Annotated in this window: 22 protein-coding genes; 8 read left to right on the forward strand and 14 right to left on the reverse strand. The window is 71.4% G+C overall.

What is annotated here, in order from left to right; translation table 11 throughout:
* Window positions 1-40: 40 nt before the first annotated feature.
* From ACH4YP_RS05330 to ACH4YP_RS05340, 3 genes are all read right to left on the reverse strand, one after another.
* Window positions 41-832: a hypothetical protein gene (locus ACH4YP_RS05330; RefSeq protein ID WP_361060998.1), complete on the reverse strand. Its 792-nt coding sequence runs from the start codon at window positions 830-832 to the stop codon at window positions 41-43.
* Window positions 833-1,157: 325 nt separating this feature from the next.
* Window positions 1,158-2,378: an acetyl-CoA C-acetyltransferase gene (locus ACH4YP_RS05335; RefSeq protein ID WP_398489505.1), complete on the reverse strand. Its 1,221-nt coding sequence runs from the start codon at window positions 2,376-2,378 to the stop codon at window positions 1,158-1,160.
* A gap of 290 nt (window positions 2,379-2,668) precedes the next feature.
* Window positions 2,669-3,700, reverse strand: coding sequence for an SGNH/GDSL hydrolase family protein (locus ACH4YP_RS05340; protein WP_361061002.1), 1,032 nt, complete (start codon window positions 3,698-3,700; stop codon window positions 2,669-2,671).
* A 144-nt stretch (window positions 3,701-3,844) separates the two neighbouring features.
* Here ACH4YP_RS05340 and ACH4YP_RS05345 point away from each other — a divergent pair, with 144 nt between their 5' ends.
* A complete protein-coding gene (locus ACH4YP_RS05345; protein WP_361061004.1) occupies window positions 3,845-5,236 on the forward strand; it encodes a cystathionine beta-synthase in 1,392 nt (463 codons plus the stop codon).
* 428 nt (window positions 5,237-5,664) lie between these two features.
* Here ACH4YP_RS05345 and ACH4YP_RS05350 read toward each other — a convergent pair whose 3' ends face one another.
* From ACH4YP_RS05350 to ACH4YP_RS05370, 5 genes are all read right to left on the reverse strand, one after another.
* A complete protein-coding gene (locus ACH4YP_RS05350; protein WP_361061030.1) occupies window positions 5,665-6,090 on the reverse strand; it encodes a hypothetical protein in 426 nt (141 codons plus the stop codon).
* A 123-nt stretch (window positions 6,091-6,213) separates the two neighbouring features.
* Complete coding sequence (locus ACH4YP_RS05355; protein ID WP_361061006.1) at window positions 6,214-7,146, reverse strand: ABC transporter substrate-binding protein; 933 nt, start codon at window positions 7,144-7,146, stop codon at window positions 6,214-6,216.
* Between the two features lie 81 nt (window positions 7,147-7,227).
* Window positions 7,228-7,890 carry an ABC transporter permease gene (locus tag ACH4YP_RS05360; protein ID WP_398489506.1) on the reverse strand — a complete coding sequence of 221 codons (663 nt, stop codon included), beginning with the start codon at window positions 7,888-7,890 and terminating at the stop codon, window positions 7,228-7,230.
* A gap of 1 nt (window position 7,891) precedes the next feature.
* Entirely contained in the window at window positions 7,892-8,533 is a 642-nt protein-coding gene (locus ACH4YP_RS05365) for an ABC transporter permease (protein WP_361061010.1), read from the reverse strand.
* A complete protein-coding gene (locus ACH4YP_RS05370; RefSeq protein WP_398489507.1) occupies window positions 8,533-9,573 on the reverse strand; it encodes an ABC transporter ATP-binding protein in 1,041 nt (346 codons plus the stop codon). The genes ACH4YP_RS05365 and ACH4YP_RS05370 overlap by 1 nt, the downstream gene beginning before the upstream one ends.
* Window positions 9,574-9,714: 141 nt before the next feature.
* On the opposite strand from ACH4YP_RS05370, the gene ACH4YP_RS05375 reads away from it, so the two are divergent.
* The 3 genes from ACH4YP_RS05375 (at window position 9,715) to ACH4YP_RS05385 (ending at window position 12,982) form a co-directional block, all read left to right on the forward strand.
* The gene (locus tag ACH4YP_RS05375; RefSeq protein WP_361061014.1) at window positions 9,715-11,349 is read left to right on the forward strand and encodes an aromatic amino acid ammonia-lyase; all 1,635 of its coding nucleotides are present in this window, start codon (window positions 9,715-9,717) and stop codon (window positions 11,347-11,349) included.
* Window positions 11,350-11,405: 56 nt separating this feature from the next.
* On the forward strand, window positions 11,406-12,293 hold the full coding sequence (locus tag ACH4YP_RS05380; RefSeq protein ID WP_398490001.1) for a MurR/RpiR family transcriptional regulator: 888 nt from the start codon (window positions 11,406-11,408) through the stop codon (window positions 12,291-12,293).
* 104 nt (window positions 12,294-12,397) lie between these two features.
* Entirely contained in the window at window positions 12,398-12,982 is a 585-nt protein-coding gene (locus tag ACH4YP_RS05385) for a hypothetical protein (protein WP_398489508.1), read from the forward strand.
* 71 nt (window positions 12,983-13,053) lie between these two features.
* Here the strand turns inward: ACH4YP_RS05385 and ACH4YP_RS05390 are convergent, their stop codons facing one another.
* From ACH4YP_RS05390 to ACH4YP_RS05415, 6 genes are all read right to left on the reverse strand, one after another.
* A complete protein-coding gene (locus tag ACH4YP_RS05390) occupies window positions 13,054-13,428 on the reverse strand; it encodes a hypothetical protein (RefSeq protein ID WP_361061018.1) in 375 nt (124 codons plus the stop codon).
* A 64-nt stretch (window positions 13,429-13,492) separates the two neighbouring features.
* The gene (locus ACH4YP_RS05395; RefSeq protein WP_361061020.1) at window positions 13,493-13,975 is read right to left on the reverse strand and encodes a roadblock/LC7 domain-containing protein; all 483 of its coding nucleotides are present in this window, start codon (window positions 13,973-13,975) and stop codon (window positions 13,493-13,495) included.
* Window positions 13,976-14,013: 38 nt separating this feature from the next.
* Entirely contained in the window at window positions 14,014-14,886 is an 873-nt protein-coding gene (locus ACH4YP_RS05400; RefSeq protein ID WP_398490003.1) for a transcriptional regulator, read from the reverse strand.
* A gap of 176 nt (window positions 14,887-15,062) precedes the next feature.
* Window positions 15,063-15,461 carry a hypothetical protein gene (locus ACH4YP_RS05405; protein ID WP_055617535.1) on the reverse strand — a complete coding sequence of 133 codons (399 nt, stop codon included), beginning with the start codon at window positions 15,459-15,461 and terminating at the stop codon, window positions 15,063-15,065.
* Between the two features lie 134 nt (window positions 15,462-15,595).
* Entirely contained in the window at window positions 15,596-16,960 is a 1,365-nt protein-coding gene (locus ACH4YP_RS05410) for an APC family permease (RefSeq protein ID WP_361061022.1), read from the reverse strand.
* Window positions 16,961-17,075: 115 nt separating this feature from the next.
* Window positions 17,076-18,593, reverse strand: a complete 1,518-nt coding sequence (locus tag ACH4YP_RS05415; RefSeq protein WP_398489509.1) for a diaminopimelate decarboxylase — start codon at window positions 18,591-18,593, stop codon at window positions 17,076-17,078.
* A 144-nt stretch (window positions 18,594-18,737) separates the two neighbouring features.
* Here ACH4YP_RS05415 and hutU point away from each other — a divergent pair, with 144 nt between their 5' ends.
* The 4 genes from hutU to hutI all read left to right on the forward strand — a co-directional run bounded on the left by hutU (window position 18,738) and on the right by hutI (window position 24,380).
* Window positions 18,738-20,402 (forward strand): urocanate hydratase, encoded by a 1,665-nt coding sequence (gene hutU, locus ACH4YP_RS05420; protein ID WP_361061026.1) that lies wholly within the window; start codon window positions 18,738-18,740, stop codon window positions 20,400-20,402.
* A 170-nt stretch (window positions 20,403-20,572) separates the two neighbouring features.
* Complete coding sequence (locus ACH4YP_RS05425; RefSeq protein WP_398489510.1) at window positions 20,573-21,781, forward strand: allantoate amidohydrolase; 1,209 nt, start codon at window positions 20,573-20,575, stop codon at window positions 21,779-21,781.
* Window positions 21,778-23,139, forward strand: a complete 1,362-nt coding sequence (locus ACH4YP_RS05430; protein ID WP_361053907.1) for a formimidoylglutamate deiminase — start codon at window positions 21,778-21,780, stop codon at window positions 23,137-23,139. The genes ACH4YP_RS05425 and ACH4YP_RS05430 overlap by 4 nt, the downstream gene beginning before the upstream one ends.
* 41 nt (window positions 23,140-23,180) lie before the next feature.
* Window positions 23,181-24,380 carry an imidazolonepropionase gene (hutI, locus tag ACH4YP_RS05435; protein ID WP_398489511.1) on the forward strand — a complete coding sequence of 400 codons (1,200 nt, stop codon included), beginning with the start codon at window positions 23,181-23,183 and terminating at the stop codon, window positions 24,378-24,380.
* Window positions 24,381-24,387: the final 7 nt, after the last annotated feature.

Below are 24,387 nucleotides of genomic sequence, written 5' to 3' on the forward strand. Positions count from 1 at the left end.
TCCCCGCGCCCCTAGAGGGGCGCTCCTGCTGGGGTGTGTTTCACAGGGAAGCTATGACCCGGTCCGCCAGGACGTAGACGTTCTCGTCGGCGCACTCGAAGGTCAGGGCGTAGGCGCCTGAGACTCCGGAGCCGCCGAGGAGGACCGGGGGGTGGCCCGTGCGGAGGGAGTCGGCGAGGCGTTCGGCGGTTTCGCGGTGGCCCGGGGTCATGCAGAGGGTGGTGCCGTCGGCGAAGACGTAGACGTCGAGGGTGCCGAGCGGACCGGGGCGGATGTCGGCGAGTTCCGTGCGGGACTCGGCCAGTTCCTCCAGGCAGGACACCGTGCGTTCGTGGTCGTTCACGACCGGTGACTGGACCGGTACGAAGTCCGGGTGCGAGGGGTGACGGCGGCGGGCCGCGGCCAGTTCGGGGGAGTCCCCGGCGAACTCGTCGGCGTCGGCGGCCGGCTCGGTCACCGGCTCCAGGTGCTCAAGACCCGCGAAGTCCGACTGCCGCGGCAGGAACAGATCACTGTCCGGCAGGCCGAGCAGGGTGGGCGAGTCCGAGGCGTCACGCGCCTCCTGGGCGGCCCAGAACGCCCGGGCCTCGGCGAGCTCCCGCTCCCGCTCCTCGGCGAGCGCCTCGGCCACGGCGGCACGTATCTCGTCCGTGTCCGTGGTCGAGCGCGCGGACGGCACGAGGCCGCGGACGGCTGTGGCCCGGCTCTCGGCGAGCTGGGTGTGCAGGGCCGCGACCTGTCGGCGCAGCGCCAGCAGAGTGCGCAGAACGGCGACGCCCACGGCCGTGGTGGTGGCTGTGGCGAGCAGCAGAGCAAGAGACGTGGTGCTCACTGACGTACTCCCGGTTCAAAGTCGACCCCCGACTTCCTACATCAGCTTGAAGGGCGGACTAACCAGCTGTCAGTGCGTAACGTCACGAAAGGGACAGGACTTTAGGCCCGATGTTTGGTTGCGTAACGGCTCTGACCTGCGTAAATCCCTCTCCAGAGGGAGATAGGTCACATCCTGGGGGAGATTGGATCACAAATCGGCCCGTAGCCCCGGTGGTTGCGGGGTTCCGGGCCGATTCGGTCACGCTGCGTTCAACTGCGGTCACAGGCGCGGTGCTTCGGTTCGGGCTCCGACACCTGTGGTGGCTCCCGTGTGGTTTCTGCTACTAGCTCAGGCGCTCGATGACCATCGCCATGCCCTGGCCGCCGCCGACGCACATCGTCTCCAGGCCGAACTGCTTGTCGTGGAACTGGAGGGAGTTGATGAGCGTGCCGGTGATGCGGGCGCCGGTCATGCCGAAGGGGTGGCCGACCGCGATCGCGCCGCCGTTCACGTTCAGCTTCTCCAGCGGGATGTTCAGGTCGCGGTAGGAGGGGATCACCTGGGCGGCGAACGCCTCGTTGATCTCGAAGAGGTCGATGTCGTCGACGGTCAGGCCGGCGCGGCCCAGGGCCTGCTTCGACGCCTCGACCGGGCCGAGGCCCATGATCTCGGGGGAGAGGCCGGTGACGCCGGTCGAGACGACGCGGGCGAGGGGGGTCAGGCCGAGCTCGCGGGCCTTGGTGTCGCTCATGATGACGACCGCGGCGGCGCCGTCGTTCAGCGGGCAGCAGTTGCCCGCCGTGACGAGTCCGTCCGGGCGGAAGACCGGCTTGAGGCCCTGGACGCCTTCGAGGGTGACGCCGGCGCGGGGGCCGTCGTCCTTGGAGACGACCGTGCCGTCCGGGGTCGTGACCGGGGTGATCTCGCGCTCCCAGAAGCCGTTCTTGATGGCTTCCTCGGCGAGGTTCTGCGAGCGGACGCCGAACTCGTCCATGTCCTGGCGGGTGACGCCCTTGATGCGGGCGAGGTTCTCCGCGGTCTGGCCCATCGCGATGTACGGGTCGGGGACGATGCCGTCCTCGCGGGGGTCGTGCCAGCTCGCGCCCTCGCTGGCGGCGACCTCCGCGGTGCGGGCCTGCGCGTCCGCGAAGAGGGGGTTCTGCGTGTCCGGGAGGCTGTCGGAGTTGCCCTTCGTGAAGCGGGACACCATCTCCACGCCCGCCGAGATGAAGACGTCGCCCTCGCCCGCCTTGATGGCGTGCAGGGCCATGCGGGTCGTCTGGAGCGAGGAGGAACAGTAACGGGTGATCGTGCAGCCGGGGAGGTGGTCCATCCCCATCTGTACGGCGACGATGCGGCCGAGGTTGCTGCCCTGCTCGCCGCCGGGGAGGCCGCAGCCGAGCATCAGGTCCTCGATGTCCTTGGGGTCCAGCTCGGGGACCTTGGCGAGGGCCGCCTGGATGATCGTGGCGGTGAGGTCGTCCGGGCGCAGGTCCTTGAGGGAGCCCTTGAAGGCGCGGCCGATGGGGGAGCGGGCGGTCGAGACGATTACGGCTTCCGGCATGACGGCTCCATTGGCGTAACGGGGGTGTAGGCGGACCTGTCTGGGAAGTTACCCGTACGTATGGGCGAGGTCACGGGTGTGGGTGTGTGACTCGGGCCGCATTTGTCTAAGCGCTTGCTTTTCTCGCCCCCGCCGCCCCTTCCCGTCCCGTCCCTGGGGGCTGCGCCCCCAGACCCCCGCATCGCGCTGACGCGCTCGTCCTCAAACGCCGGACGGGCTGAAATCAGCCCCTCCGGCGTTTGAGGAGCGGGGGTTCGGGGGCCGGCCCCCGAAAGGCACGGGAACCCCGGTCAGGCGGACGGTTCCCGGGTCGTCGTCGGGGACGGGTCCGTCGCCGGGACGCGGTGGCGGCGGCGGCGCTTGAGGAGGGCCCAGGGGGCACGCGGCCCCGTGGGCATCGCCGCGGTGACCTCCGTACCCGCCTCGGACGCGGCCTCCGCGGCCGCCCGGGCCACCGGCAGGAACCCCTCCCGACGGGAGACGTCCGGACGATCCTCCTCCGCCGGCCACAGGCCCAGAGTCGCGCACACCGTGGGCAGCACCGCCATCGCGGCCGTCGCGTACCCCTCGGCGGAGGGGTGGTAGTTGTCGGGCCCGAACAGCTCCCGCGGATTCGCCGCGAACTCAGGACCCAGCAGGTCGCCCAGCGACACCGTCCGCCCGCCCTGCTCCACCGTCCCGATGGTCTGGGCGGCCGCGAGCTGCCGCGAGGCCCGCCGTGCCAGCCACCGCAGCGGCTGCTGGACCGGCTCGATGGTGCCCAGGTCGGGGCACGTGCCCACGACCACCTCGGCACCCGCCGTACGCAGCCGGCGTACCGCCGCCGAGAGGTGGCGGACCGAGCGTGTCGCCGGCATCCGGTGTGTCACGTCGTTCGCGCCGACCATGATCACGCATACGTCGGGGATCCCTTCCGGCGCCCCGAGAACCACCGCGACCTGGCGGTCGAGGTCGTCGGACTGGGCGCCGGGCAGCGCCACGTTCCGCAGCCGCACCGGCCGCTCCGCCACCGCCGCGAGCCCGGAGGCGAGCAGCGCCCCCGGCGTCTGACGGGCCCGGTGCACCCCCTGCCCCGCCGCCGTGGAGTCACCCAGCATCGTCAGGCGCAGCGGTTCCTCGGAGCCGGCGTACACATACCCGTACAGCCCGTCCGCGCTCGGCGGATGGGGGCTGTGGCCGTTCCCCACCTGGCGCTTCGCCAGCTGGACCTCGGCCAGCACCACCCCGACCGTCGCCGCGCCCAGCAGACCGATCCCGCCGCCGCCGTACGCGGCGCCCGCGGCGATCCGGCGTGCCACCCTCGCTCTCGACAAGCTCGTCATGCGTAGCCGCCACCTCCTCTTTGCCGTACACCCACTCCTTGCCCCGTACGGACCGTCGGCCAATCTCAACGCGACGTGAACGCCCAGGAGGGGGCATAGTCTGACGGCCACCCCGACCACTTCTTTTCAGCTCCGGAGACAACGGTGCAATTCCACGACTCGATGATCAGTCTCGTCGGCAACACCCCGCTGGTGAGGCTCAACAGCGTGACCGCCGGCATCCAGGCGACCGTCCTCGCGAAGGTCGAGTACTTCAACCCCGGCGGTTCCGTGAAGGACCGCATCGCCCTGCGCATGATCGAGGCCGCCGAGAAGAGCGGCGCGCTGCAGCCGGGCGGCACGATCGTCGAGCCGACCAGTGGAAACACCGGTGTGGGCCTTGCCATCGTGGCCCAGCAGAAGGGCTACAAGTGCATCTTCGTGTGCCCCGACAAGGTGAGCACCGACAAGATCAACGTGCTGCGGGCGTACGGCGCCGACGTCGTCGTCTGCCCCACCGCGGTCGACCCCGAGCACCCCGACTCGTACTACAACGTCTCGGACCGGCTGGTGCGGGAGACCCCGGGTGCCTGGAAGCCCGACCAGTACTCCAACCCCGACAATCCCCGCTCGCACTATCACTCCACCGGCCCCGAGCTGTGGGAGCAGACGGAGGGGCGGATCACCCACTTCGTGGCGGGCGTGGGCACCGGCGGCACCATCTCCGGGACCGGGCGGTACCTCAAGGACGTCAGTGACGGGAAGGTCCAGGTCGTCGGCGCCGACCCCGAGGGGTCCGTGTACTCCGGCGGGTCCGGGCGGCCGTACCTCGTGGAGGGCGTCGGCGAGGACTTCTGGCCGACCGCGTACGACCGCACCGTCGCCGACGAGATCGTCGCCGTGTCCGACAAGGACTCCTTCCAGATGACCCGGCGGCTCGCCAAGGAGGAGGGGCTGCTGGTCGGCGGCTCGTGCGGCATGGCCGTCGTGGCCGCACTGCACGTCGCCGAGCGGCTCGGTCCGGACGACGTCGTGGTCGTGCTGCTGCCCGACAGCGGGCGCGGCTATCTCAGCAAGATCTTCAACGACGAGTGGATGGCCGACTACGGGTTCCTGGAGGACGAGGGGCCCAGCGCCCGTGTCGCCGACGTCCTGAGCGACAAGGTGCACGGGGCCATCCCGTCCCTCGTCCACATGCACCCGGACGAGACGGTCGGCGAGGCCATCGAGGTGCTGCGCGAGTACGGCGTCTCGCAGATGCCGATCGTCAAGCCCGGCGCCGGTCACCCGGACGTCATGGCGGCGGAGGTCGTCGGGTCCGTCGTCGAACGCGAGCTGCTCGACGCGCTGTTCACCCAGCGGGCCTCGCTCTCCGACCCGCTGGAGAAGCACATGTCGGCGCCGCTCCCCCAGGTCGGCTCCGGTGAACCCGTGGGCGACCTGATGACCGTGCTCGGTCGCGCCGACGCGGCGATCGTCCTGGTCGAGGGCAAGCCCACCGGTGTCGTCAGCAGGCAGGACCTGTTGTCCTTCCTGGCCAAGGGTGGACACCAGTAGGAACGTCCGGTGAACCGCGCGCCCCGGAGGGGGACTTCCGGGTGTGAGCGATCACGGCGGAACTTCGTGGAAGTGGTACGAGCGCGTCACGTCCGCGCAGCACACGCTTAACACGCGTCCGGCACATTGGTGGATGTCGGCAAGGGCGGGAGCGGCTCCCCGCCCCGGCCGGCACCGAAACGGCGCCAAGGACCTCCGGAGCGGCTCCCGGACCTCCATGGTCGCCACGGACGCGAAGCCCGGCCCTGACCCGGCCCGCGTCCCTCGCGGGGACCGCCGTCGTCCCGCCCCCCGGTATCGGGGGTGCGGCGGTCCCCGCGCAAGCTCGCGAAGGGCCCGGTACCTCTACAGGTACCGGGCCCTTCGGCGTTCCCCGTGCTCCCTGAGCTCTGTGTGTCGTGCGTGTCGTGCGCGTCCTGTCTTTTCCGTCAGTCCTCCCACTCGCTGTCCTGGGAGGACTTGCGGCGGCCGAAGAAGTTCGGTGAGTTGCGTGCGGCCTGGACCACGTTGACCCCCACGATGCCCGCCCAGGCGGTGAGCAGGCCGGGCAGGCCCCCGATACCGCCGCCGATCGCGGACAGGGGGATCGCGAGGACCAGCGAGACGATGCCGAAGCCGAAGCGTTCGCCGAAGGAGTCCGAGGATCCCTGCGGGGAGCGCGAGCCCCGGGCCACCACCATCTGCTGTTCCGCGAGCTGACGACGCACCCGGCGGTCGACCGCGCCGTCCAGGCGCTGCTCGACCTTCTCCAGGAACGAGTCGACCAGCGCGGACTCGTACTCTTCGCCCAGTTCCTTGCGTGCGTGCAAGGTGGCGTCGAGTTCCTTCTTGAGTTCGGCGTCGCGGGCTTCCATACCGGTCATAATCCAACGGTAGAGAGCCGGAGCCGGGTTGGCACGGGGGTTAGCCCCCCTGTCGCCGTTGGGTTGTTCCCCACGAGGTGGGGCCGCCGACGACGGGTCCCGCCGGGCCGGGCCCTAGTTCGTGAGGCCCTTCTCCTTCGCGTAGGCGTTCGCCACGTCCTCCGGGTCCTTCTTGTCCTTGTCGACCTTGCGGTTCAGCTCGGTCAGGTCCTCGGTCGTGAGTACGTTGCCCAGCTCGGCGAGGGCCTTGCGGACCGTCGAGTCGGCCTTGCGGTCGGCTATGAGGGGGACGATGTGCTGGCCGGGGATGAGGTTCTTGGGGTCGGTGAGGACGACCCACTTGTTGGCCACGATGTCGGTGTCGGTGGTGAAGAGGTTCGCCACGTCCACGTCGCCCTTCTTCAGGGCGCCCTTCACCAACGGGCCGGAGGAGTCGAGGGACTTGAACTCCTTGAACTCCACCCCGTACACGTCCTTCAGGCCCACCGAGCCGACCTCGCGCTTCTTGACCTCGGGCGCGGCGCCGATGACGAGCTTGCCGTTCTGCTTCTTCAGGTCGGCGAGGGAGGACAGGCCGTACTTGTCGGCCGTCTCCTGCGTGACGACGAACGCGTCGGAGTCCTCGGCCATGCCGTACGGCAGCACCTGGAGCCCGGCGGGCAGCGCGATCGCGAGGGCGTTCTGCATCTCGCCCTCCTCCGTGGCCTTCGCCTTGGGGGAGAGGTAGTGCAGGAGGGCGCCCTGGTACTCGGGGAGCAGGTCGATGTCGCCGCCCTTGAGGGCGGGGATGAGGATCTCGCGGGTGCCGAGGTTCGGGCGGACCTTCGTCTTCACACCGGCGGCCTCCAGTACGGCCGCGTAGAGGAAGCCGAGCACCTGGTTCTCGGTGAAGTTGGCGGTGCCGATGGTGACACCGTCCTTGCTGGACCCGCCCCCACCACCGGCGCTGCCCCCGCCGTCGAGCGAGGTGATCCCGCTGCTGCACGCGGCGAGAGCGGGAACGGACGCGGCGGCGAAGAGCCCGCCGAGGAGAGTACGTCGATTCATGGAGGAAGCTCCTGAGGGGGAGTTGCAGAGATCGGGGGCGCCCCTTCAGGGGCGCGGGGCTGTGACAGTGCGCGGCTCCGCCTACGCGGGGCGATGACGGAACAGCACCCGCTGCACCCCGCTCAGGCCCAGGTCGAGCACAACGGCGACCAGGGCGACGAGCACCGCCCCGCCCAGCACCTGCACGAGGTCCCGCTGGGCGAGCCCGTCGAACACGTACCGGCCCAGCCCGCCGAATGAGACGTACGCCGCGATCGTGGCCGTGGCCACCACCTGGATCAGCGCCAGTCGCAGGCCCGTCATGATCAGCGGGAGCGCGAGGGGCAGTTCGACCTGGAGGAGGACCTGGTGCCAGCGCATGCCCTGGCCGCGTGCCGCGTCCTTCACGTCCGGGTCGACGGCGGTCATGCCCGCGTACGTGTTGGTCACGATCGACGGGACGGCGAGGGCGACCAGGGCCACGTACACCGGCCACATCGACAGGCCGCTCGCCAGGAAGACGAGTACGACCAGGCCGACGGTGGGCAGCGCGCGGCCGAAGGACGCGAGGTTGATCGCGAGGAACGCGCCCCTGCCCGTGTGGCCGATCAGCAGGCCCACGGGGAGGGCGATCGCGGCGGCCACGAGGGTGGCGAGGAGGGAGTACTGGAGGTGCTCGGCGAGGCGGTGGCCGATGCCGTCGGGGCCGGTCCACTGCTCGTCGCTGACCAGCCAGCCGCCGAGGTCCTTGAAGAGTTCGTACATGTCAGGCTCGCCGCCTCGTCCACGGGGTGAGTACGTACTGGACGGCCACCAGCATCGCGTCCGCGACCAGGGCCAGCAGGAGCGTCAGGACGACGCCGACGATGACCGGGGTCGGGAAGTTGCGCTGGAAACCGTCCGTGAAGAGCTGGCCGAGGCCGCCGTCGCCGATGTACGTGGCCACGGAGACCAGCGAGATCGACATGACCGTGGCGATACGGACGCCCGCCATGATCACGGGGAGTGCGAGGGGGAGCTCGACCGTGAGGAGGGCGCGCAGGGGGCGCGTGCCCATCGCCTTCGCGGCCTCCTTCGTCTTCGCGGGGACCGAGTCGAGGCCCTCGACCGTGTTCCGCAGGAGGACGACGAGGGTGTAGATCGTCAGGCCGACGACCGTGGTGGTGCGGGTCAGGCCGGAGACCGGGAGGAGCAGCACGAAGACCGCGATCGACGGGATCGTGAAGAGGATGTTCGAGAGGCCCAGGAGCACGCCGCGCAGGGGGCGTATCCGGTGGGCGACCACGGCCAGCGGGAGGGATATCAGCAGGCCGAAGAAGACCGCCGACAGGGCCGCCTGGAGGTGCGAGAACGTCAGGGTGGTGAGGTCGTCGGTGTGGTCGCCTATCCACGACCAGTCGATGGTCATCAGGCCACCCGGGCTTCCGCGTGCGCCTGGCCGGCGTGCTGGTGGATCTCGTCGCGCGAGGTCACACCGGTGAGGGCGCCGTCGGCGTCGACGCGGGCCACCAGAGCGGACGGGGAGGCGATGGACTCGTTCAGGGCGGCGAGCAGGGAGTCGGTGTCGCGCAGCGGGCGTACGGGGAGTTCGGTGTCCCCGGTGTTCTTGGAGCGCCAGTGCAGGGGCCTGCGGGCGCCGTCGAGGACCAGTTCCCAGGCGCCGCCCTCGGGGGCCGGTGCCTGGGGTATGCCCTTGAGCGGCGTCAGGGACAGGAGCTTCAGGCCGCGCTCGGCACCCAGGAAGTCCGCGACGAAGTCGTCCGCCGGGCGGGCCAGCAGTTCGGAGGGGGTCGAGCACTGGACGAGGTGGCCGCCGGTGCGGAAGATCGCGATCTGGTCGCCGAGCCGTACCGCCTCGTCGATGTCGTGCGTGACGAAGACGATCGTCTTGCTCAACTCCTTCTGGAGCCGCAGCAGTTCGTCCTGGAGCTGGGTGCGCACGACCGGGTCGACCGCGCCGAAGGGCTCGTCCATCAGGAGCACCGGCGGGTCGGCGGCGAGCGCGCGGGCCACGCCGACGCGCTGCTGCTGGCCGCCGGAGAGCTGGTGCGGGTAGCGCTTCCCGGACTCGGCGGTCAGGCCGACGGTCTCCAGGAGTTCCGCGGCCCGGGCCCGGGCCTTGCGGCGTCCCCAGCCGAGGAGCAGCGGCACGGTCGCGATGTTGTCGAGGACCGTGCGGTGCGGGAAGAGCCCCGACTGCTGGATTACGTAACCGATGGAACGGCGCAGGTCGGCGGCGTCCTGGTCCAGCACGTCACGGCCGCCGACCCGGATGGTCCCGGAGGTCGGGTCGACCATTCGGTTGATCATTCGCAGGGTGGTCGTCTTGCCGCAACCGGAAGATCCCACGAGGACGGTCACGCCGCCTTCTGGCATCTCCAGGGAGAGGTCGTGGACCGCTGTGGTGCCGTTCGGGAAGCGCTTGTGGACCGCGTCGAACTGGATCATGAGGTGTCCCTTGCCCGGCTGCATATCGTCATGCAGAGTTCTCTGTATCTGAATAGGTTGTCAACGGTTCGGTGTTAATCGCCGGTTACTTATGGCCGTCAGGCAAGATCCAACGTCCGGATTGAGGGGAGTTCGCGCTCTATGTCGTCTCGGGATGTGGACGCACCGGTTGCGGTGACCACCGGCCTCGTGGTGCTGGACGGTTGCAGCACCGGCGTCGACGACGTCGTACGGCTCGCCGACGGGACCGCACGGCCGGTCGCGGGTACCGAGGCGATGAAACGCGTCGAGGAATCCTGGGACGCCGCCCGGCGGATCGCCGCGACCGGGCGGGTGTACGGCCGCTCCACCGGGGTCGGCGCCAACCGGAACGAGGACGTGCCGACCGAGGCGGCGGCCGAGCACGGACTGCGCCTGCTGCGCAGCCACGCCGGCGCCATCGGCGAGGAACTGCCCGCCCGGCAGGTCAGGGCGATGCTCGCGGTCCGCGCGAACCAGCTCCTGGCGGGCGGCGCGGGCCTGCGGCCCACCGTCGTCACGGCGCTGTGCGAGGCGCTGGAGGCCGGGGCGTACCCCGTCGTGAACGAGTTCGGCTCGGTGGGGACCGGGGACATCGCGGCGCTGGCGCAGCTGGGGTTGGCGCTGGCCGGGGAGCACCCCTGGCGGGGCGCGGACGCGTCGACCGGTGTGCGCGCGGTCGTGGGCGCCGGTGCCTCGGGGAGCGTCGGCGGAGGCGTGCTCGGCGGCGCCATCGCGGGCTCGGCCACGGGCGCGGTCGCCGGTTCGCCGGAGTCCGTGGGTGCGCCCGAGCCCCAGCCGCTCGACAACAACGACGCCCTCGCGCTGATCAGCAGCAACGCCCTCACCCTCGGCCAGGCGGCCCTCGCGCTGCACGAACTGCGCGGGCTCATCGGGGCCACGCAGGTCGTCGCCGCGCTGTCGCTGGTCGCGGTGGACGGCTCGTACGAGGCGTACGCGGCACCCGTGCACGCCGCGCGTCCGCACCGCGGTTCGAGTGAAGTGGCCCGCCGCATGCGGCAGTTGATCGGCGCGGCCGACCACCCGACGCCGCCGCTCGGCCGGATCCAGGACCCGTACGGATTCCGGTGCCTGCCGCAGATCCATGGGCCCGCGCACGACGCGGCCGACGCACTGGAGGAGGTCCTCGCCGTCGAGATCAACGCGGCCGCCGAGAACCCGCTGATCTGTGCCGAGGACATGGCCGCCTACCACCACGGCGGCTTCTACCAGGCCCAACTCGCCCTCGCGCTCGACCACTTCAGGCTCTCCCTCACCCAGGTGGCCCGGCTGTCGACCTCCCGCCTGTCGACCCTCAACGAACCCGGCTACACCCGGCTGCGGCCCTTCCTCGCCGACCACGAGGCCGCCTCCTCCGGCGTGATGATCCTGGAGTACGCCGCCGGGGCCGCCCTCGGTGATCTGCGGGCCTTCTCCGCGCCCGCCTCGCTCGGCCACGCTGTACTCTCCCGGGGCGTCGAGGAGCAGGCCAGCTTCGCCTCGCTCGCCGCCCGTCAGACACTGCGCGCGTGCGACGCGTACCGGCTCGTGGTGGGCTGTGAACTCGTCGCCGCGGTACGGGCGTTGCGCCAGCGCGAGCTGCGGCCCGATCCGGAGCTGCCGGTGGCGCGGGCGCTGGAACTCGCCGAGTCGGTGCTCGACGCGGACCCGACCGACCGGCCGCTGACGGACGACGTGACGGCGGCGGCCGCGCTGCTCGACCGGTTCACGGACATCTGGAGGGGGAGCACGGCATGAGCGTGGACGGGAACATGAGCGTGAATATGGGCATGGACAGTGACATGGACACGAGCATGGAACCGGGCCTGGCCGTCGAGGCGGGCGCGGGCGACGGGAGCGCGGGCGTGACGGACGGTCCGGCCGGGCGTCTGCAGACGCTCTTCGAGGGCCACCGGCTCACCCCCACACAGCGGCGCATCGCGCACAGCATGGTGCGGCGGGCCGCCGACGTGCCGTTCCTGTCGAGCGTGGAGCTCGCGGAGCTGGCCGGGGTCAGCCAGCCGTCCGTCACCCGGTTCGCCGTGGCCCTCGGCTTCGACGGCTATCCGGCGCTCCGCAAGCACCTGCGCGAGGTCACGCCCGCCGAACCCGCGGCGGACACCGGCTCGTACAACGAGTACCAGCAGGCCGTCGAGGCCGAGATCGAGAACCTGCGCCATCTCGCCTCCGTGCTCGCGGACCCGCGTCCCGTGGAGCGCGCCGGGCGGCTGCTCGCCGCCTCACGGCCGCTGCCGGTGCTCGGACTGCGGGCGGCCGCGTCCCAGGCGTACGGCTTCGCGTACTTCGCCGCCAAGGTCCATCCGGACGTACGGCTGCTGCACGAGGGCGGCACCATGGTCCACGACCGGATCGACTCCGCCGTACGGGCCGGGGCCACGACCCTGCTCTGCTTCGCCCTGCCCCGGCACCCGCGGGAGGTCGTGGACACGCTGGCCTACGCGAAAGAGGCCGGGCTGACCGTCGTCACCGTGGCGGACTCGGCGTTCGCGCCGGTCGCCAAGGTGTCCGACCTGCTGCTTCCCGCCGCCGTCGGGACCGGGCTCGCCTTCGACACGGCGTGCGCGCCGATGCTGCTCGGGCGGGTACTGCTGGAGGCGATGTGCGACGGGCTGCCCCAGGCGCAGGCACGCCTGGAGGAGTTCGACACGCGGGCCGCCGCACGGGGCCTGTTCGTCGAGTAGCGGTACAGCGGCGCCTTTTTTGGTCCGCTCTCAGACGTGTCTCACTTTTGCTCGCTAGCCTGCGTGCCCAAATGAGGCGTCGTCGAGTCGGTGAGGAGCGGATCGTGACGCGCGGAGGGCAGGGACTGGCGAGGGTGGCCGTCGTCGTACGGGCCGGGGCGGCGCCGTTGTGGTGGCTCGGGGTGATCTCGGCGGGTGTGGGTGCGCTGGTGCCCGGGATCACCGGGCGGCGGATCGGGGTGATGGCGGGAGCCGCGCTCTTCCTGATCACCGCGGCCGTGGTGGCCCTGGTACGGCACAGGCGGTACGTGGCCCTGGTGGGCGGGGCAGCCCGGGCCGGGAAGCACGACGTGCTCCAGGACCGGGCCGTGACGGTACGGAACTGGCGGCGCGGGCACCGGTGGTGGCTGCTGCTCGCCCTCGCGGGAGCACTGGGCTCGGCGTTCGCCGTACCCGCGGCCGGCGGGCTGCTGCTCGCCGGAGCCGGGACGGGCCTTCGCCTCAAGGCGGCCCGGATCGGCCGGCTCGAACGGGCGGCCGAGTCGCTCGTCTGGGTCCGCGTCGACTGGCTCGGGCGCGGCGCCGGAGTTCCGGCGGGCAAGCAGGTCAAGGGCTATCGCGCCACGGGGATCGCCGCGGGCGACGCCGCGCCCGGTGGGGCGCGGCGTCGGGGTGACGTGCTCGTCTAGGCGGCGTGCTTCCAGGGGTTCGGGCCGGGCGGGTGCCGGGGCCCGGCAGGTGTTCGGGCCCCGGGGCGGAGTCAGACCTCCAGGTCCGCCTCGATCTTCTTCAACTGGTGCCTTGCCATCGCGAGGTTGGAGCGCTTGGCGTCGAGGACCAGGTACAGGAAGAGCCCGTTGCCGCCGCGGCCCTTGATCAGCCGCAGCAGGTGGTACTGGTCGGACAGCGTGATCAGGATGTCCTCGATCTCGCCCTTGAGGCCCAGGTGCTCCATGGTGCGGATCTTGGCGCGTACGACGTCGGTGTTGCCGGCCGCCGCGACCGTGAGGTCGAAGCCCTTGCTGCCGCCGATCGTGCCGAGCGCCATGCCGCTGGTGTAGTCGACGAGAGCGGCTCCGGTCGCGCCCTCGATGGAGGCAAGGGCCTCTTTCAGAGCGGTTTCGGTGTTGGTCATGGTCGTGCCCGTCCTTTCGGTTCGGTGAGTTCGGACCGGTGGGTTCGGTCCGGTGGATCCGTGCTCAACGGCTCTTGCCGGTCGGCTCGGTGGTGGTGCGCGCGATGCGCGCGGTTCGGGTGCGGGGCGCGGTGGGCTTCGAGGGGGCCCGCGCGGCCGGTGTCGGCCGGCTCTCGACCGCCGCCTCGACGAGCTCCCCGATCCGGGCACCGGAGCGGCGCCCTTCGAGGTGCAGCCGGCCGACGTTCGCCCGGTCGCCGGCCAGCAGCGTCAGCACGGCGGAGGGTCCCGCCGCGTAGGTCGCCAGATAACCGTGCTCGCCGTGCAGCAGCAGTTCGCGGAAATCGCCCCGTCCGGTCGCGTCCGCCATACGCAGGGCGACTCCCAGCGCGGCGGCGGTGAGCGCGGCGAGCCCCTCGGGCTCCACGCCCGGGGTGTCCTGGGCCAGCACGAGGCCGTCGACGCTGGCCGCGAGGGCACCCGTCAGCTGGGGCACTCGGGCCCGCAACCGGTGCAGTTCGTCGAGGACTTCGGCCTCGGCCGCCATCAGTTGTCTCCTCTCGGCACGCTGTCGGAGCGCGCGGATCACAAGGCCTCCAAGGCGTCTCTGAGCCGGCGCAGCAGAGCGACGTCGGGATCGGCCGACGCCTGCGCCGCCTCCGCGGCCTGCGCGACCACCGTGGAGACGGGGGACAGGGGGGTTACGGGCGTTTCCGGCGCCCGGGATCCGTCCGGTCCGGACGGGACGGGCCCGGATTCGGCCGGCCCGGACCGGTCCGGGCCGGACGCGATGGATCCGGACGGGGCCGGCCCCGACACGATCGTCGGCGATCGCGTCGTCACGATTCCGGCGGCCGCGAGCCGTCGGAGGTCGACCAGGGTGTGGAACCCCGGACGGCCGAGCACCAGCGAGATGTCCGACGCCGTGCGCTCACCGTCCACCTGGTCGAGGACCGTGCGCTGACGCGGGGGAAGGACCGAGTCGACGGCACGGCCGGTCCGTACGAGCGGCCCGGTGTCCGTGCCCGGCTCCGGCCAGATGCGGTGCAGCAGCTCGCGACGCCGCAGCGTCTCCCGCTCCACCGCGTCCACGGAGACCGGCCGTACGGGACCGATCCAGTGCGCGACCCCGTAACGGAAGCGCGCCGGACCGCTGCTCGGGCCGAGTGTGAAGAACGCCGCGTCGTACAGCGCTCCCAGGTGGCACAGCTCAAGGGCGCCCGCCGTCAGTCGCCCGCTGTCCACCAGGAACCGTCCGACCCGCCGCTCGGCCCCCGCCTCCGAGACCGCCTCCCACCAGCCGTCCGAGCCCAGCGCGCCGCGGGTGGTGAGCAGCACGTCGAGCCCGGGTGTCGCGGGGCTCTCGGCGTGCACCACCTGGCCCTCGACCAGATACAGCACACCGCGTTCCCGCGTCAGGACGCCGGTGGCGCGCTCCTCGGCGAGACGGCTGAGCATCGGGCTGAGCGTGGACGGGACGCCGGACCGCGGTTCCGCGCGGTTCTGTGGGCCGCGGTCCGGGGAGGTACGGTCCGCCGCGACGTGGTCCGTCCCGACGGGATCCGCCGTGTCGCCGTCGGCCATGTCGTCGTCGGCTCTGTCGCGGCCGGGCAGCGGGCGTGCCTCCATCGTGGTCACCCCACCACCAGCCGTTCCGCCATCTCGCCCAGACGTATGCGGGCCAGCGCGAGATTGCCGTCCGAACGACCCAGCCACAGATGCAGGAACACACTGCTGTCGAATGTCGTACGGACGAAGCGCAGGACGTGGTAGCTGTCCTTGTTGCAGATGATGAGATCTTCGACCGGCGGCTGCCCGCCGGACCAGTCGGCTCCTTCCTCGGGGGCGAAGGCCTTGTGCTCCGCGGCCAGACGGGCGAGTTCCGCCGCCTCGGCCGCGGTGGCCTCGTGGTCTCCGTTGGGTGAGTCCCCGACCGTGCCAAGAGCCAGTCCGCTGGTCCAGTCGACCACCGAGGCTCCCCGGGCTCCGGGCAGTCTCATGGCCTCCAGCAGGCACTCGTCGATTCCGGGCACGGTGCTTCCCTCCCGCCCGTTGTGGTTCGGCTGAGTGACGCCGAAACTACGCAACGTATGCGCGAGGAGTGATGGTTCTGGCATTTTCCTGTGGAACATGCCAGCCGCTGGCTAGAGTGTGTGGATTTTGCCTCTCAGTCCTCGTTCCTTACACGCAACACCACCTTGTTCAGTGCCCACAGGCCCACCCCGACGGCCAGCAGCACTCCGGCGCGGATGTAAACGTCCGCGGGCCGGTCGGCCAGCGGGCCGGCGAGGATCAGGGCGGTGAGGGCGCCGAGCACCGGAAGCACGGTCGGCGTACGGAAATGGTGGTGATCGACGGGGTCGCGGCGCAGTACGAGCACCGCGATGTTGACCACCGCGAACACGCACAGGAGCAGGAACGACGTCGTGTCGCCCAGGCCCTCGATCTCGCCCGTGGAGACCAGCCCGATCGCGAGCACCGTCACGAAGGCGATGCCGACCACGGGTGTGCGACGCGTGGGCAGGACACGGGCCATGCCGCGCGGCAGGATGCGTTCGTTGGCCATGCCGTAACACAGGCGCGAGGCCATCATGATGTTGATCAGCGCGGAGTTGGTGACGGCGAACAGGGCGATGAGCGCGAAGAGTTTGTGCGGGAAGTCGACACCGCCCGCCTTCACGACCTCCAGCAGCGGGCCGCTCGAACCCTCCAGCACCTTGTGGTCGACCAGGAGCGACGAGACCAGCGCCACGAGTACGTAGATCGTGCCCGTGACCGCCACACCGATGAAGATCGCCCGTGGGAAGGTGCGGGCGGGATCCTTCGTCTCCTCGGCCATGTTCACCGAGTCCTCGAACCCGACGAACGCGAAGAAGCCCAGCGCCGTCGCGCCCAACACCCCTGTCATCAGGGCGTATCCGGTGCCGCCGGCCTCGAACTCGCCCAGCCGGGACGGCTCCCCGTCGCCGTTCAGCACGGCCCACGCGCCGATCGCGAGGATGATCACCAGGCCCGTCAGCTCGACCAGCGTCAGCACCACGTTCGTCTTCACCGACTCCGACACGCCCCGCAGGTTCAGGGCTGCCAGCAGCAGGATGAAGCAGATCGCTATCAGCGTCGGCGGCAGCGCGTCGCCCGTCAGCTCCGACAGGTAGTCGCCGCTGAACGCCCGGGCCGCCGCGCTCGCCGACGACAGGCCCGAGCACATCACCATGAACGCGACGATGAAGGTCAGGAAGGGGACCTTGAACGCCTTCTGTGTGTAGAGCGCCGCTCCGGCCGCCTTCGGATACTTGCCGACCAGCTCGACGTACGACGCGGCCGTCAGGATCGCCACGACGAAGCCGATGGCGAACGGCAGCCACAGCGCCCCGCCGACCTTCCCGGCGACCTTGCCGGTGGTGGCGTAGATGCCGGTCCCGAGGATGTCGCCGATCACGAAGAGGATCAGCAGCTTGGGACCGAGGACCCGCTTGAGCCCCGGCTCCTCGGCGGGCGCCGGTGTGCCCGCGGTGGTTTCTGCGGTGGACAAGAGAACCTCCCCCGATCGGTGATCCGTCCGGGGACGTCTTCCCTGTGCCGCGCGGTGGATGCCGGTCGGGCGCCGTCTCGGAGGTTCATCAGAGGGTCGCCCCGGCTCGGGCGCCTCAGAACGTGCCGGTCAGCGACCCCGCGTGCGCCCCTCCCGACTCCGCCACGATCTCGTCGAGCGTCTGCGGCGTCCGGACCACGGCGAACCGCACCCCGCCCGCCCCGTCGGGCCCGAAGCCGTGGATCCCGGGCCGCGCGAGGGAGTTGTACGCGTAGTGGTGCGCGAAGTAGTACGCCCCGGTGTCCAACGCGGCCGCGTAGTCGCCCTGTTCGAGCAACGGCATCGACCGCCCCTCCGCCAGCAGGTCGCCCGCGAAGCACGCGGGACCCGCCACGTCCTGCACCACGTCGGGCCCCGCCTTGGGCCGCCCCTTCGGGTCGTACGCGGCCACCCGCAGCGGCCAGGACTTCGGCGCGTACACCGTGCGGGCCGCCACCTGCACCCCCGCGTGCGTCACCGCGATCGCGCGCCCGCCGGCCGACTTCGCGTACTCGACCCGCGCCAGCACCACCCCGTGCTTGGCGAGCAGCGACCGCCCGAACTCGGTGACCAGCCCGTACCGCCCGTCGAACAGCCCTGGCACCGTCTCCGCGAGCAGCCGCGCGTACTCCTCGTACGTGGGCGTGTGGGTGTCCGAACCGAAGTTCACCGGCAGTCCGCCGCCGATGTCGAGCGTGTCGATCTGCCGCCGCCCGGCCCGCTCGTTGACCTCCTCCGCGAGCCCGTACGTCTCGGTGACCGCGCGTGCCATCAGCTCCAGCGGCATCCCCTGCGAACCGGAGTGCGCGTGCAGCCGGGTCAGCCACGGCCGGTCCAGATACGCCCGCACGACCCACTCGCGCGCCCCTTCGTCCCGCAGCGCCACCCCGAACTTCGAGGTCGCCGTCGCCGTCGACAGCGCCCCGATCGAACCCCCGCCGACCTGCGGATTCACCCGGATCCCGATGGGGGAGCGGGTCGAGGCCGAACGCACGAGGGCGTCGAGGCGGTCCAGCTCCTGCGGGTTGTCCGCGTTGACCGCGATGCCCAGGGCGAGTGCCTCCCGCAGCTCCGCCGGCGTCTTGGCGGGCGAGTCGAGGACCGTACGGGCCGGCGGGACCCCGGCCGCGCGGGCGAGGGCCAGCTCGCCCGGGCTCGCGACCTCCGCGCCGATGCCCTCCCGGTGCAGCAGCCGCAGCACGGGCACGAGCGGGGTCGCCTTCACGGCGAACGCGTGCAGCACGGGCGTGCCCGGTGCCGTCACCGCGTCGAAGGCCGCCCGCAGGGCCGCCGCGGAGGCCCGGATGCCGGTGACGTCGAGGAGCCCGATGATGGGGGTCGCGGGACCGACCAGGCCCTGCTCCACGGCCGCGCGAACGGCCTCGTCCCGCCGCGAGCCCCCGCCCACGGCAGGGCCCTGATCCCCGTCCGAACTGCCTCTCGGCTCACTGTCCGGAGTACTTCCGGGCTCACCGACCGCAGTGCCTCCCGGCTTCCCTTCCGGAGCGTACGGAACCGCGTCCAGCTTCTTCGTGGGGTCGTCCGGTTCTTCGCCCGTCGCGTCCGCGTCCCCTGTGCCTGTGTATGCCGCCATACATCCAGCCAAACATCCACGCCGCGCCCGTGCTGGCCCACGAAGGTATTGACTAGTTCTATTCAGGCGATCAGGATGTGAATATCGACTGAATGACCGGCACCACCCGTCCCGGAGCACTCACCAGCCGCCAGGAGGCAGACCATGTCAGGACCCCGCCCCGTCCGAGCACCGCGCGGAACGGAACTGAGCGCCCTGGGATGGCAGCAGGAAGCCGCCCTGCGGATGCTGCAGAACAACCTCGACCCCGAGGTCGCCGAGCACCCCGACAAGCTCGTCGTCTACGGCGGCACCGGCAAGGCCGCCCGCGACTGGCGCTCCTACGACGCCATGGTCCGTACACTGCGGACGCTCAAGCAGGACGAGACGATGCTTGTCCAGTCCGGCAGGCCCGTCGGCGTCATGCAGACCCACGAGTGGGCCCCGCGCGTCCTCATCGCCAACTCCAACCTGGTCGGCGACTGGGCGAACTGGGAGGAGTTCCGCCGCCTGGAGGCCCTCGGCCTCACCATGTACGGGCAGATGACGGCCGGATCCTGGATCTACATCGGCACCCAGGGCATCCTCCAGGGCACCTACGAGACGTTCTCCGCCGTCGCCGCGAAGAAGTTCGGCGGCACGCTCGCGGGCACGATCACCCTCACCGCCGGCCTCGGCGGCATGGGCGGCGCCCAGCCGCTCGCCGTCACCATGAACGACGGCGTCGCGATCTGTATCGACGTCGACCCGCGCGCCATCGAACGCCGCATCGAGCACCGGTACCTCGACGTGAAGGCCGACTCCCTGGAGCATGCCCTCCAGCTCGCCGTCGAGGCCCGCGACGCCCGCCGCCCGCTCTCCATCGGGCTCCTCGGCAACGCCGCCGAACTGCTGCCGCGCATGCTCGCCGAGGGCGCCCCCGTCGACATCGTGACCGACCAGACCTCGGCCCACGACCCGCTGGCCTACCTCCCCGTGGGCGTCGACTTCGACGACATGGCCTCGTACGCCGCGAAGGACCCGGCCGGGTTCACGACCCGTGCCCGTGAGTCCATGGCCCGGCACGTGGAGGCCATGGTCGGCTTCATGGACGCCGGCGCCGAGGTCTTCGACTACGGCAACTCCATCCGCGGTGAGGCCCAACTCGCAGGGTACGAGCGGGCGTTCGCCTTCCCCGGCTTCGTCCCCGCCTACATCCGCCCCCTCTTCTCCGAGGGCAAGGGCCCCTTCCGCTGGGCCGCCCTGTCCGGTGAGGCCTCCGACATCCACAAGACGGACAAGGCGATCCTCGACCTCTTCCCGGAGAACGAGTCGCTGCACCGGTGGATCAAGCTGGCCGGTGAGCGGGTGCACTTCCAGGGGCTGCCGGCCCGGATCTGCTGGCTCGGCTACGGCGAGCGGGACAAGGCAGGCGAGCGGTTCAACGACATGGTGGCGAGCGGCGAGCTGGCGGCCCCGCTGGCCATCGGCCGCGACCACCTCGACTGCGGGTCCGTCGCCTCTCCCTACCGGGAGACCGAGGCCATGCTCGACGGCTCCGACGCGATCGCCGACTGGCCGCTGCTGAACGCCATGGTGAACGTGGCGTCCGGGGCGTCCTGGGTGTCCATCCACCACGGCGGCGGTGTGGGGATGGGGCGGTCCATCCACGCGGGTCAGGTGTCGGTGGCCGACGGGACGAAACTGGCGGGGGAGAAGATCCGGCGCGTGCTGACGAACGACCCCGGGATGGGTGTCATTCGGCATGTGGATGCCGGGTACGACATCGCGGAGTCTGTTGCGGACGAGCGGGGCGTACGGATTCCCATGCGGGAAGGCGAGTCCGCGTGAGCCTGCCGTTCGGTGGGGAGCGGGACTCTTCTTCCCCCACCCCGCCCCTTCCCGAAACCATGGGCTCTGCCCCTGGACCCCGCCGGGGGCTCCGCCCCCGGACCCCCGATCGGCCTGAACGGCCTCGTCCTCAAGCGCCGGACGGGCTGAAGGGTTCCTCCTTCCTTGAGATGTGGCGGCAGTTGCAGCCCATCGGGCGGCACCCCGATTCCGGTGGGTACCGGCGGTTCGCCTGGACCGGGGCCGATCGGGACTGCCGGGAGTGGTTCGAGGCGCAGGCCCGGGGGCGGGGGCTGACCTATGAACTGGACCGGAACGGGAACCAGTGGGCCTGGCTCGGGGATCCCTCGGCTGGGGACGCCGTGGTCACCGGGTCCCACCTGGACTCCGTACCGGACGGCGGTGCTTTCGACGGCCCCCTCGGTGTCGTGTCGTCCTTCGCCGCGCTGGATGAACTGCGCAGCAGGAACGCGGAGTTCGCCAAGCCGCTCGCCATCGTGAACTTCGGTGACGAGGAGGGGGCCCGGTTCGGGCTGGCCTGTGTGGGGTCCCGGCTCGCGGCCGGGGAGCTCACCGTCGAGCAGGCGCGGCGGCTCCGGGACGGTGACGGCGTCAGCCTGCCGCAGGCGATGGAGGCCGCAGGCTTCGACCCGGACGCCATCGGGGCGGATCCCGAGCGCCTGGCCCGGATCGGCGCGTTCGTCGAACTGCACGTCGAGCAGGGCCGTGCCCTCGACCTCTCCGGCGACCGGGTCGGCATCGCGAGCGCCATCTGGCCGCACGGGCGGTGGCGGTTCGACTTCCGGGGCGAGGCCAACCACGCGGGGACCACCCGGCTCGTGGACCGCCGCGACCCGATGCTGTCGTACGCCGAGACCGTCCTCGCCGCCCGGCGGGAGGCAGCGCTTGCGGGTGCCGTGGCGACCTTCGGCAAGATCTCGGTCGAGCCCAACGGCGTCAACGCCATCCCGTCCCTCGTGCGCGGCTGGCTCGACTCCCGTGCCGCCGACCAGGCGACCCTCGACACGGTCGTGAGCGGCATCGAGAAGGCGGCCCGCGAGTACGCCGACGAACACGGGGTCCAACTGGACGTCGTACGGGAGTCGTTCACCCCCGTCGTCGAGTTCGAGCACGCCCTGCGGGACGAGATCGCCCGCATCCTGGGCAGGGAGAAGGAAGCGGACCTCAAGGTCCCCGTCCTCGGAACGGGCGCGGGACACGACGCCGGGATCCTCTCCGGAACCATCCCCACCGCCATGCTGTTCGTACGCAACCCCACGGGCGTCTCGCACTCGCCGGCCGAGTACGCCGCCGAGGACGACTGCGTGGCCGGGGTGACCGCACTCGCCGACGTACTGGAAGGGCTGGCCTGCACGTGAGCGCGCGAGGCACGACCTACTGGCTGGAGCACGCCTGGCTCGACTCCTTCGTCGAGCCGGGCGTGGCCCTGGACGTGGACTCGGAGGGGCGGATCGCCGCCGTCCGCACGGGCGTCGACGCCCCGCCCCCGGGCGCCGAGATCCTGCGAGGCTTGACCCTTCCCGGGCTCGCCAACGCCCACAGCCACGCCTTCCACCGCGCCCTGCGCGGCACCGTCCAGGTCGGCTCCGGCACCTTCTGGACCTGGCGCGAGATCATGTACTCCTTCGCGGACCGGCTGACCCCGGAGACGTACCACGCGCTCGCCCGCGCGGTGTACGCCGAGATGGCCCTCGCCGGAGTCACGGCCGTCGGTGAGTTCCACTACGTCCACCACGCGCCGGGCGGCACCCCGTACGCCGACCCGAACGCCATGGGCGAAGCCCTCATCGAGGCGGCTGCCGAGGCGGGCATCCGGATCACCCTCCTCGACACCGCCTACCTCGCCTCCGGCCTCCTCAACAAGCGCAGCGGGCAGCCCCCGAACCGGCACCAGCTCCGCTTCTCCGACGGCACCGCGGAGGCCTGGGCGACACGCTGTTCAGTTCTCAAGGACCGGGATCACGCACGGATCGGGGCCGCCATCCACTCCGTACGGGCCGTGCCCGCGGGGCAGTTGGCGACGGTGGCGCGGTGGGCCGAGGAGCGGCGGGCGCCACTCCATGTGCACCTGTCCGAGCAGACGGCGGAGAACGACGCCTGCCTGGAGGCGCACGGCTGCACGCCGACCCGCCTGCTCGCCGACCACGGGGTGCTCGGCCCGCGCACGACGGGCGTCCACAACACCCACCTCACCGACGCGGACATCGCGCTGCTCGGCGGCTCCACGACCGGCACCTGCATGTGCCCGACCACTGAGCGCGACCTCGCCGACGGCATCGGACCGGCCGTCGCGCTCCAGCGGGCGGGCTCGCCGCTCTCCCTCGGCTCCGACAGCCACGCCGTCATCGACCTGCTCGAAGAGGCGCGCGCCATGGAGCTGAACGAGCGCCTGCGCACCCGCACCCGTGGCCACTGGACGGCGGCGGCGCTTCTTCGCGCAGCCTCCGCGGACGGTCACGCGGCCCTGGGCTGGGACGACGCGGGCACGCTCGAACCCGGCGCGCTCGCCGACTTCACGACGATCGCGCTCGACTCGGTCAGAACAGCGGGGCCGGTGCCACGGCTCGGCGCCGAGACGGCCGTATTCGCGGCGACCGCGGCGGACGTGCGCCATACGGTCGTGGGCGGCCGGCACGTCGTACGCGACGGGGCCCATGCCCTCGTGCCGAACGTGCCGCAGGCCCTGGCCGACGCCGTCGAAGCCCTGCGCGCCTGATCCTCGCGCCCAGCCCGAGCCCGAGCCCCGACAAGGACGCCATGAGTACTGCGAACGGCACGACGAACGGCACTACGACCGTCATCACCAACATCGCCAGTCTGGTCACCAACGATCCCTCCCTCGGTGACGGGTCTCCCCTCGGTCTGATCCAGGACGCGGCCGTCGTCATCGACGGCGACCGCATCGCGTGGACCGGTGATTCAAGAGAAGCACCCGCCACTGACAATCGGGTCGACGCCGGTGGCCGCGCGGTGATCCCGGGCTTCGTCGACTCCCACTCGCACCTCGTCTTCGCGGGCGACCGCACCCAGGAGTTCAACGCCCGGATGTCCGGCCGGGCCTACAGCGCCGGCGGCATCCGTACGACCGTCGCCGCCACCCGGGCGGCGAGCGACGAGGAACTGGAACGCAACCTCACGCACTACCTCGCCGAGGCCCTGCGCCAGGGCACGACCACGTTCGAGACGAAGTCCGGCTACGGGCTGACGGTCGAGGACGAGGCCAGGGCCCTGCGCATCGCGTCCGCGCACACCGACGAGGTCACCTACCTCGGCGCCCACATCGTCTCCCCGGACTTCGCCGACGACCCCGCCGCGTACGTCGCGCTCGTCACCGGCGAGATGCTCGACGCCTGTGCCCCGTACGCCCGTTGGGTCGACGTCTTCTGCGAGAAGGGCGCCTTCGACGGCGACCAGGCCCGCGCGATCCTCACGGCCGGCAAGGCGAAGGGCCTGCACCCGCGCGTCCACGCCAACCAGCTCTCGTACGGCCCCGGAGTGCAGTTGGCCGTGGAGCTGGACGCCGCCAGCGCCGACCACTGCACCCACCTGACCGACGCCGATGTGGACGCCCTCGCGAGCGGCGACACGGTGGCGACCCTGCTCCCCGGCGCGGAGTTCTCCACCCGTGCCGAGTGGCCGGACGCCCGCCGCCTCCTCGACGCGGGTGCCACCGTCGCCCTCTCCACCGACTGCAACCCGGGCTCGTCCTTCACGTCCTCCGTGCCCTTCTGCATCGCCCTGGCCGTACGGGACATGCGCATGACCCCGGACGAGGCGCTGTGGTCGGCCACCGCGGGCGGAGCCCGAGCCCTGCGTCGCACGGACGTCGGCCGCCTCACCCCGGGCGCGTACGCCGACCTCGCGCTCCTCGACGCCCCGAGCCACGTCCACCTGGCGTACCGGCCGGGGGTACCGCTGGTCGACCAGGTGTGGCGGCGGGGCGTGCGCGTGGCCTGAGCGGGCC

It is taken from the genome of Streptomyces sp. NPDC020747, assembly GCF_044334695.1.
Taxonomy (GTDB): Bacteria; Actinomycetota; Actinomycetes; order Streptomycetales; family Streptomycetaceae; genus Streptomyces.

Coding starts and splice junctions, on each gene's coding strand:
- ACH4YP_RS05335 (WP_398489505.1), bottom strand. CDS start 2,378: ATGCCGGAAGCCGTAATCGTCTCGACCGCCCGCTCCCCCATCGGCCGC.
- ACH4YP_RS05340 (WP_361061002.1), bottom strand. CDS start 3,700: ATGACGAGCTTGTCGAGAGCGAGGGTGGCACGCCGGATCGCCGCGGGC.
- ACH4YP_RS05350 (WP_361061030.1), bottom strand. CDS start 6,090: ATGGAAGCCCGCGACGCCGAACTCAAGAAGGAACTCGACGCCACCTTG.
- ACH4YP_RS05355 (WP_361061006.1), bottom strand. CDS start 7,146: ATGAATCGACGTACTCTCCTCGGCGGGCTCTTCGCCGCCGCGTCCGTT.
- ACH4YP_RS05360 (WP_398489506.1), bottom strand. CDS start 7,890: ATGTACGAACTCTTCAAGGACCTCGGCGGCTGGCTGGTCAGCGACGAG.
- ACH4YP_RS05365 (WP_361061010.1), bottom strand. CDS start 8,533: ATGACCATCGACTGGTCGTGGATAGGCGACCACACCGACGACCTCACC.
- ACH4YP_RS05370 (WP_398489507.1), bottom strand. CDS start 9,573: ATGATCCAGTTCGACGCGGTCCACAAGCGCTTCCCGAACGGCACCACA.
- ACH4YP_RS05375 (WP_361061014.1), top strand. CDS start 9,715: ATGTCGTCTCGGGATGTGGACGCACCGGTTGCGGTGACCACCGGCCTC.
- ACH4YP_RS05380 (WP_398490001.1), top strand. CDS start 11,406: ATGGAACCGGGCCTGGCCGTCGAGGCGGGCGCGGGCGACGGGAGCGCG.
- ACH4YP_RS05390 (WP_361061018.1), bottom strand. CDS start 13,428: ATGACCAACACCGAAACCGCTCTGAAAGAGGCCCTTGCCTCCATCGAG.
- ACH4YP_RS05395 (WP_361061020.1), bottom strand. CDS start 13,975: ATGGCGGCCGAGGCCGAAGTCCTCGACGAACTGCACCGGTTGCGGGCC.
- ACH4YP_RS05400 (WP_398490003.1), bottom strand. CDS start 14,886: ATGCTCAGCCGTCTCGCCGAGGAGCGCGCCACCGGCGTCCTGACGCGG.
- ACH4YP_RS05415 (WP_398489509.1), bottom strand. CDS start 18,593: ATGGCGGCATACACAGGCACAGGGGACGCGGACGCGACGGGCGAAGAA.
- hutU (WP_361061026.1), top strand. CDS start 18,738: ATGTCAGGACCCCGCCCCGTCCGAGCACCGCGCGGAACGGAACTGAGC.
- ACH4YP_RS05425 (WP_398489510.1), top strand. CDS start 20,573: ATGTGGCGGCAGTTGCAGCCCATCGGGCGGCACCCCGATTCCGGTGGG.
- hutI (WP_398489511.1), top strand. CDS start 23,181: ATGAGTACTGCGAACGGCACGACGAACGGCACTACGACCGTCATCACC.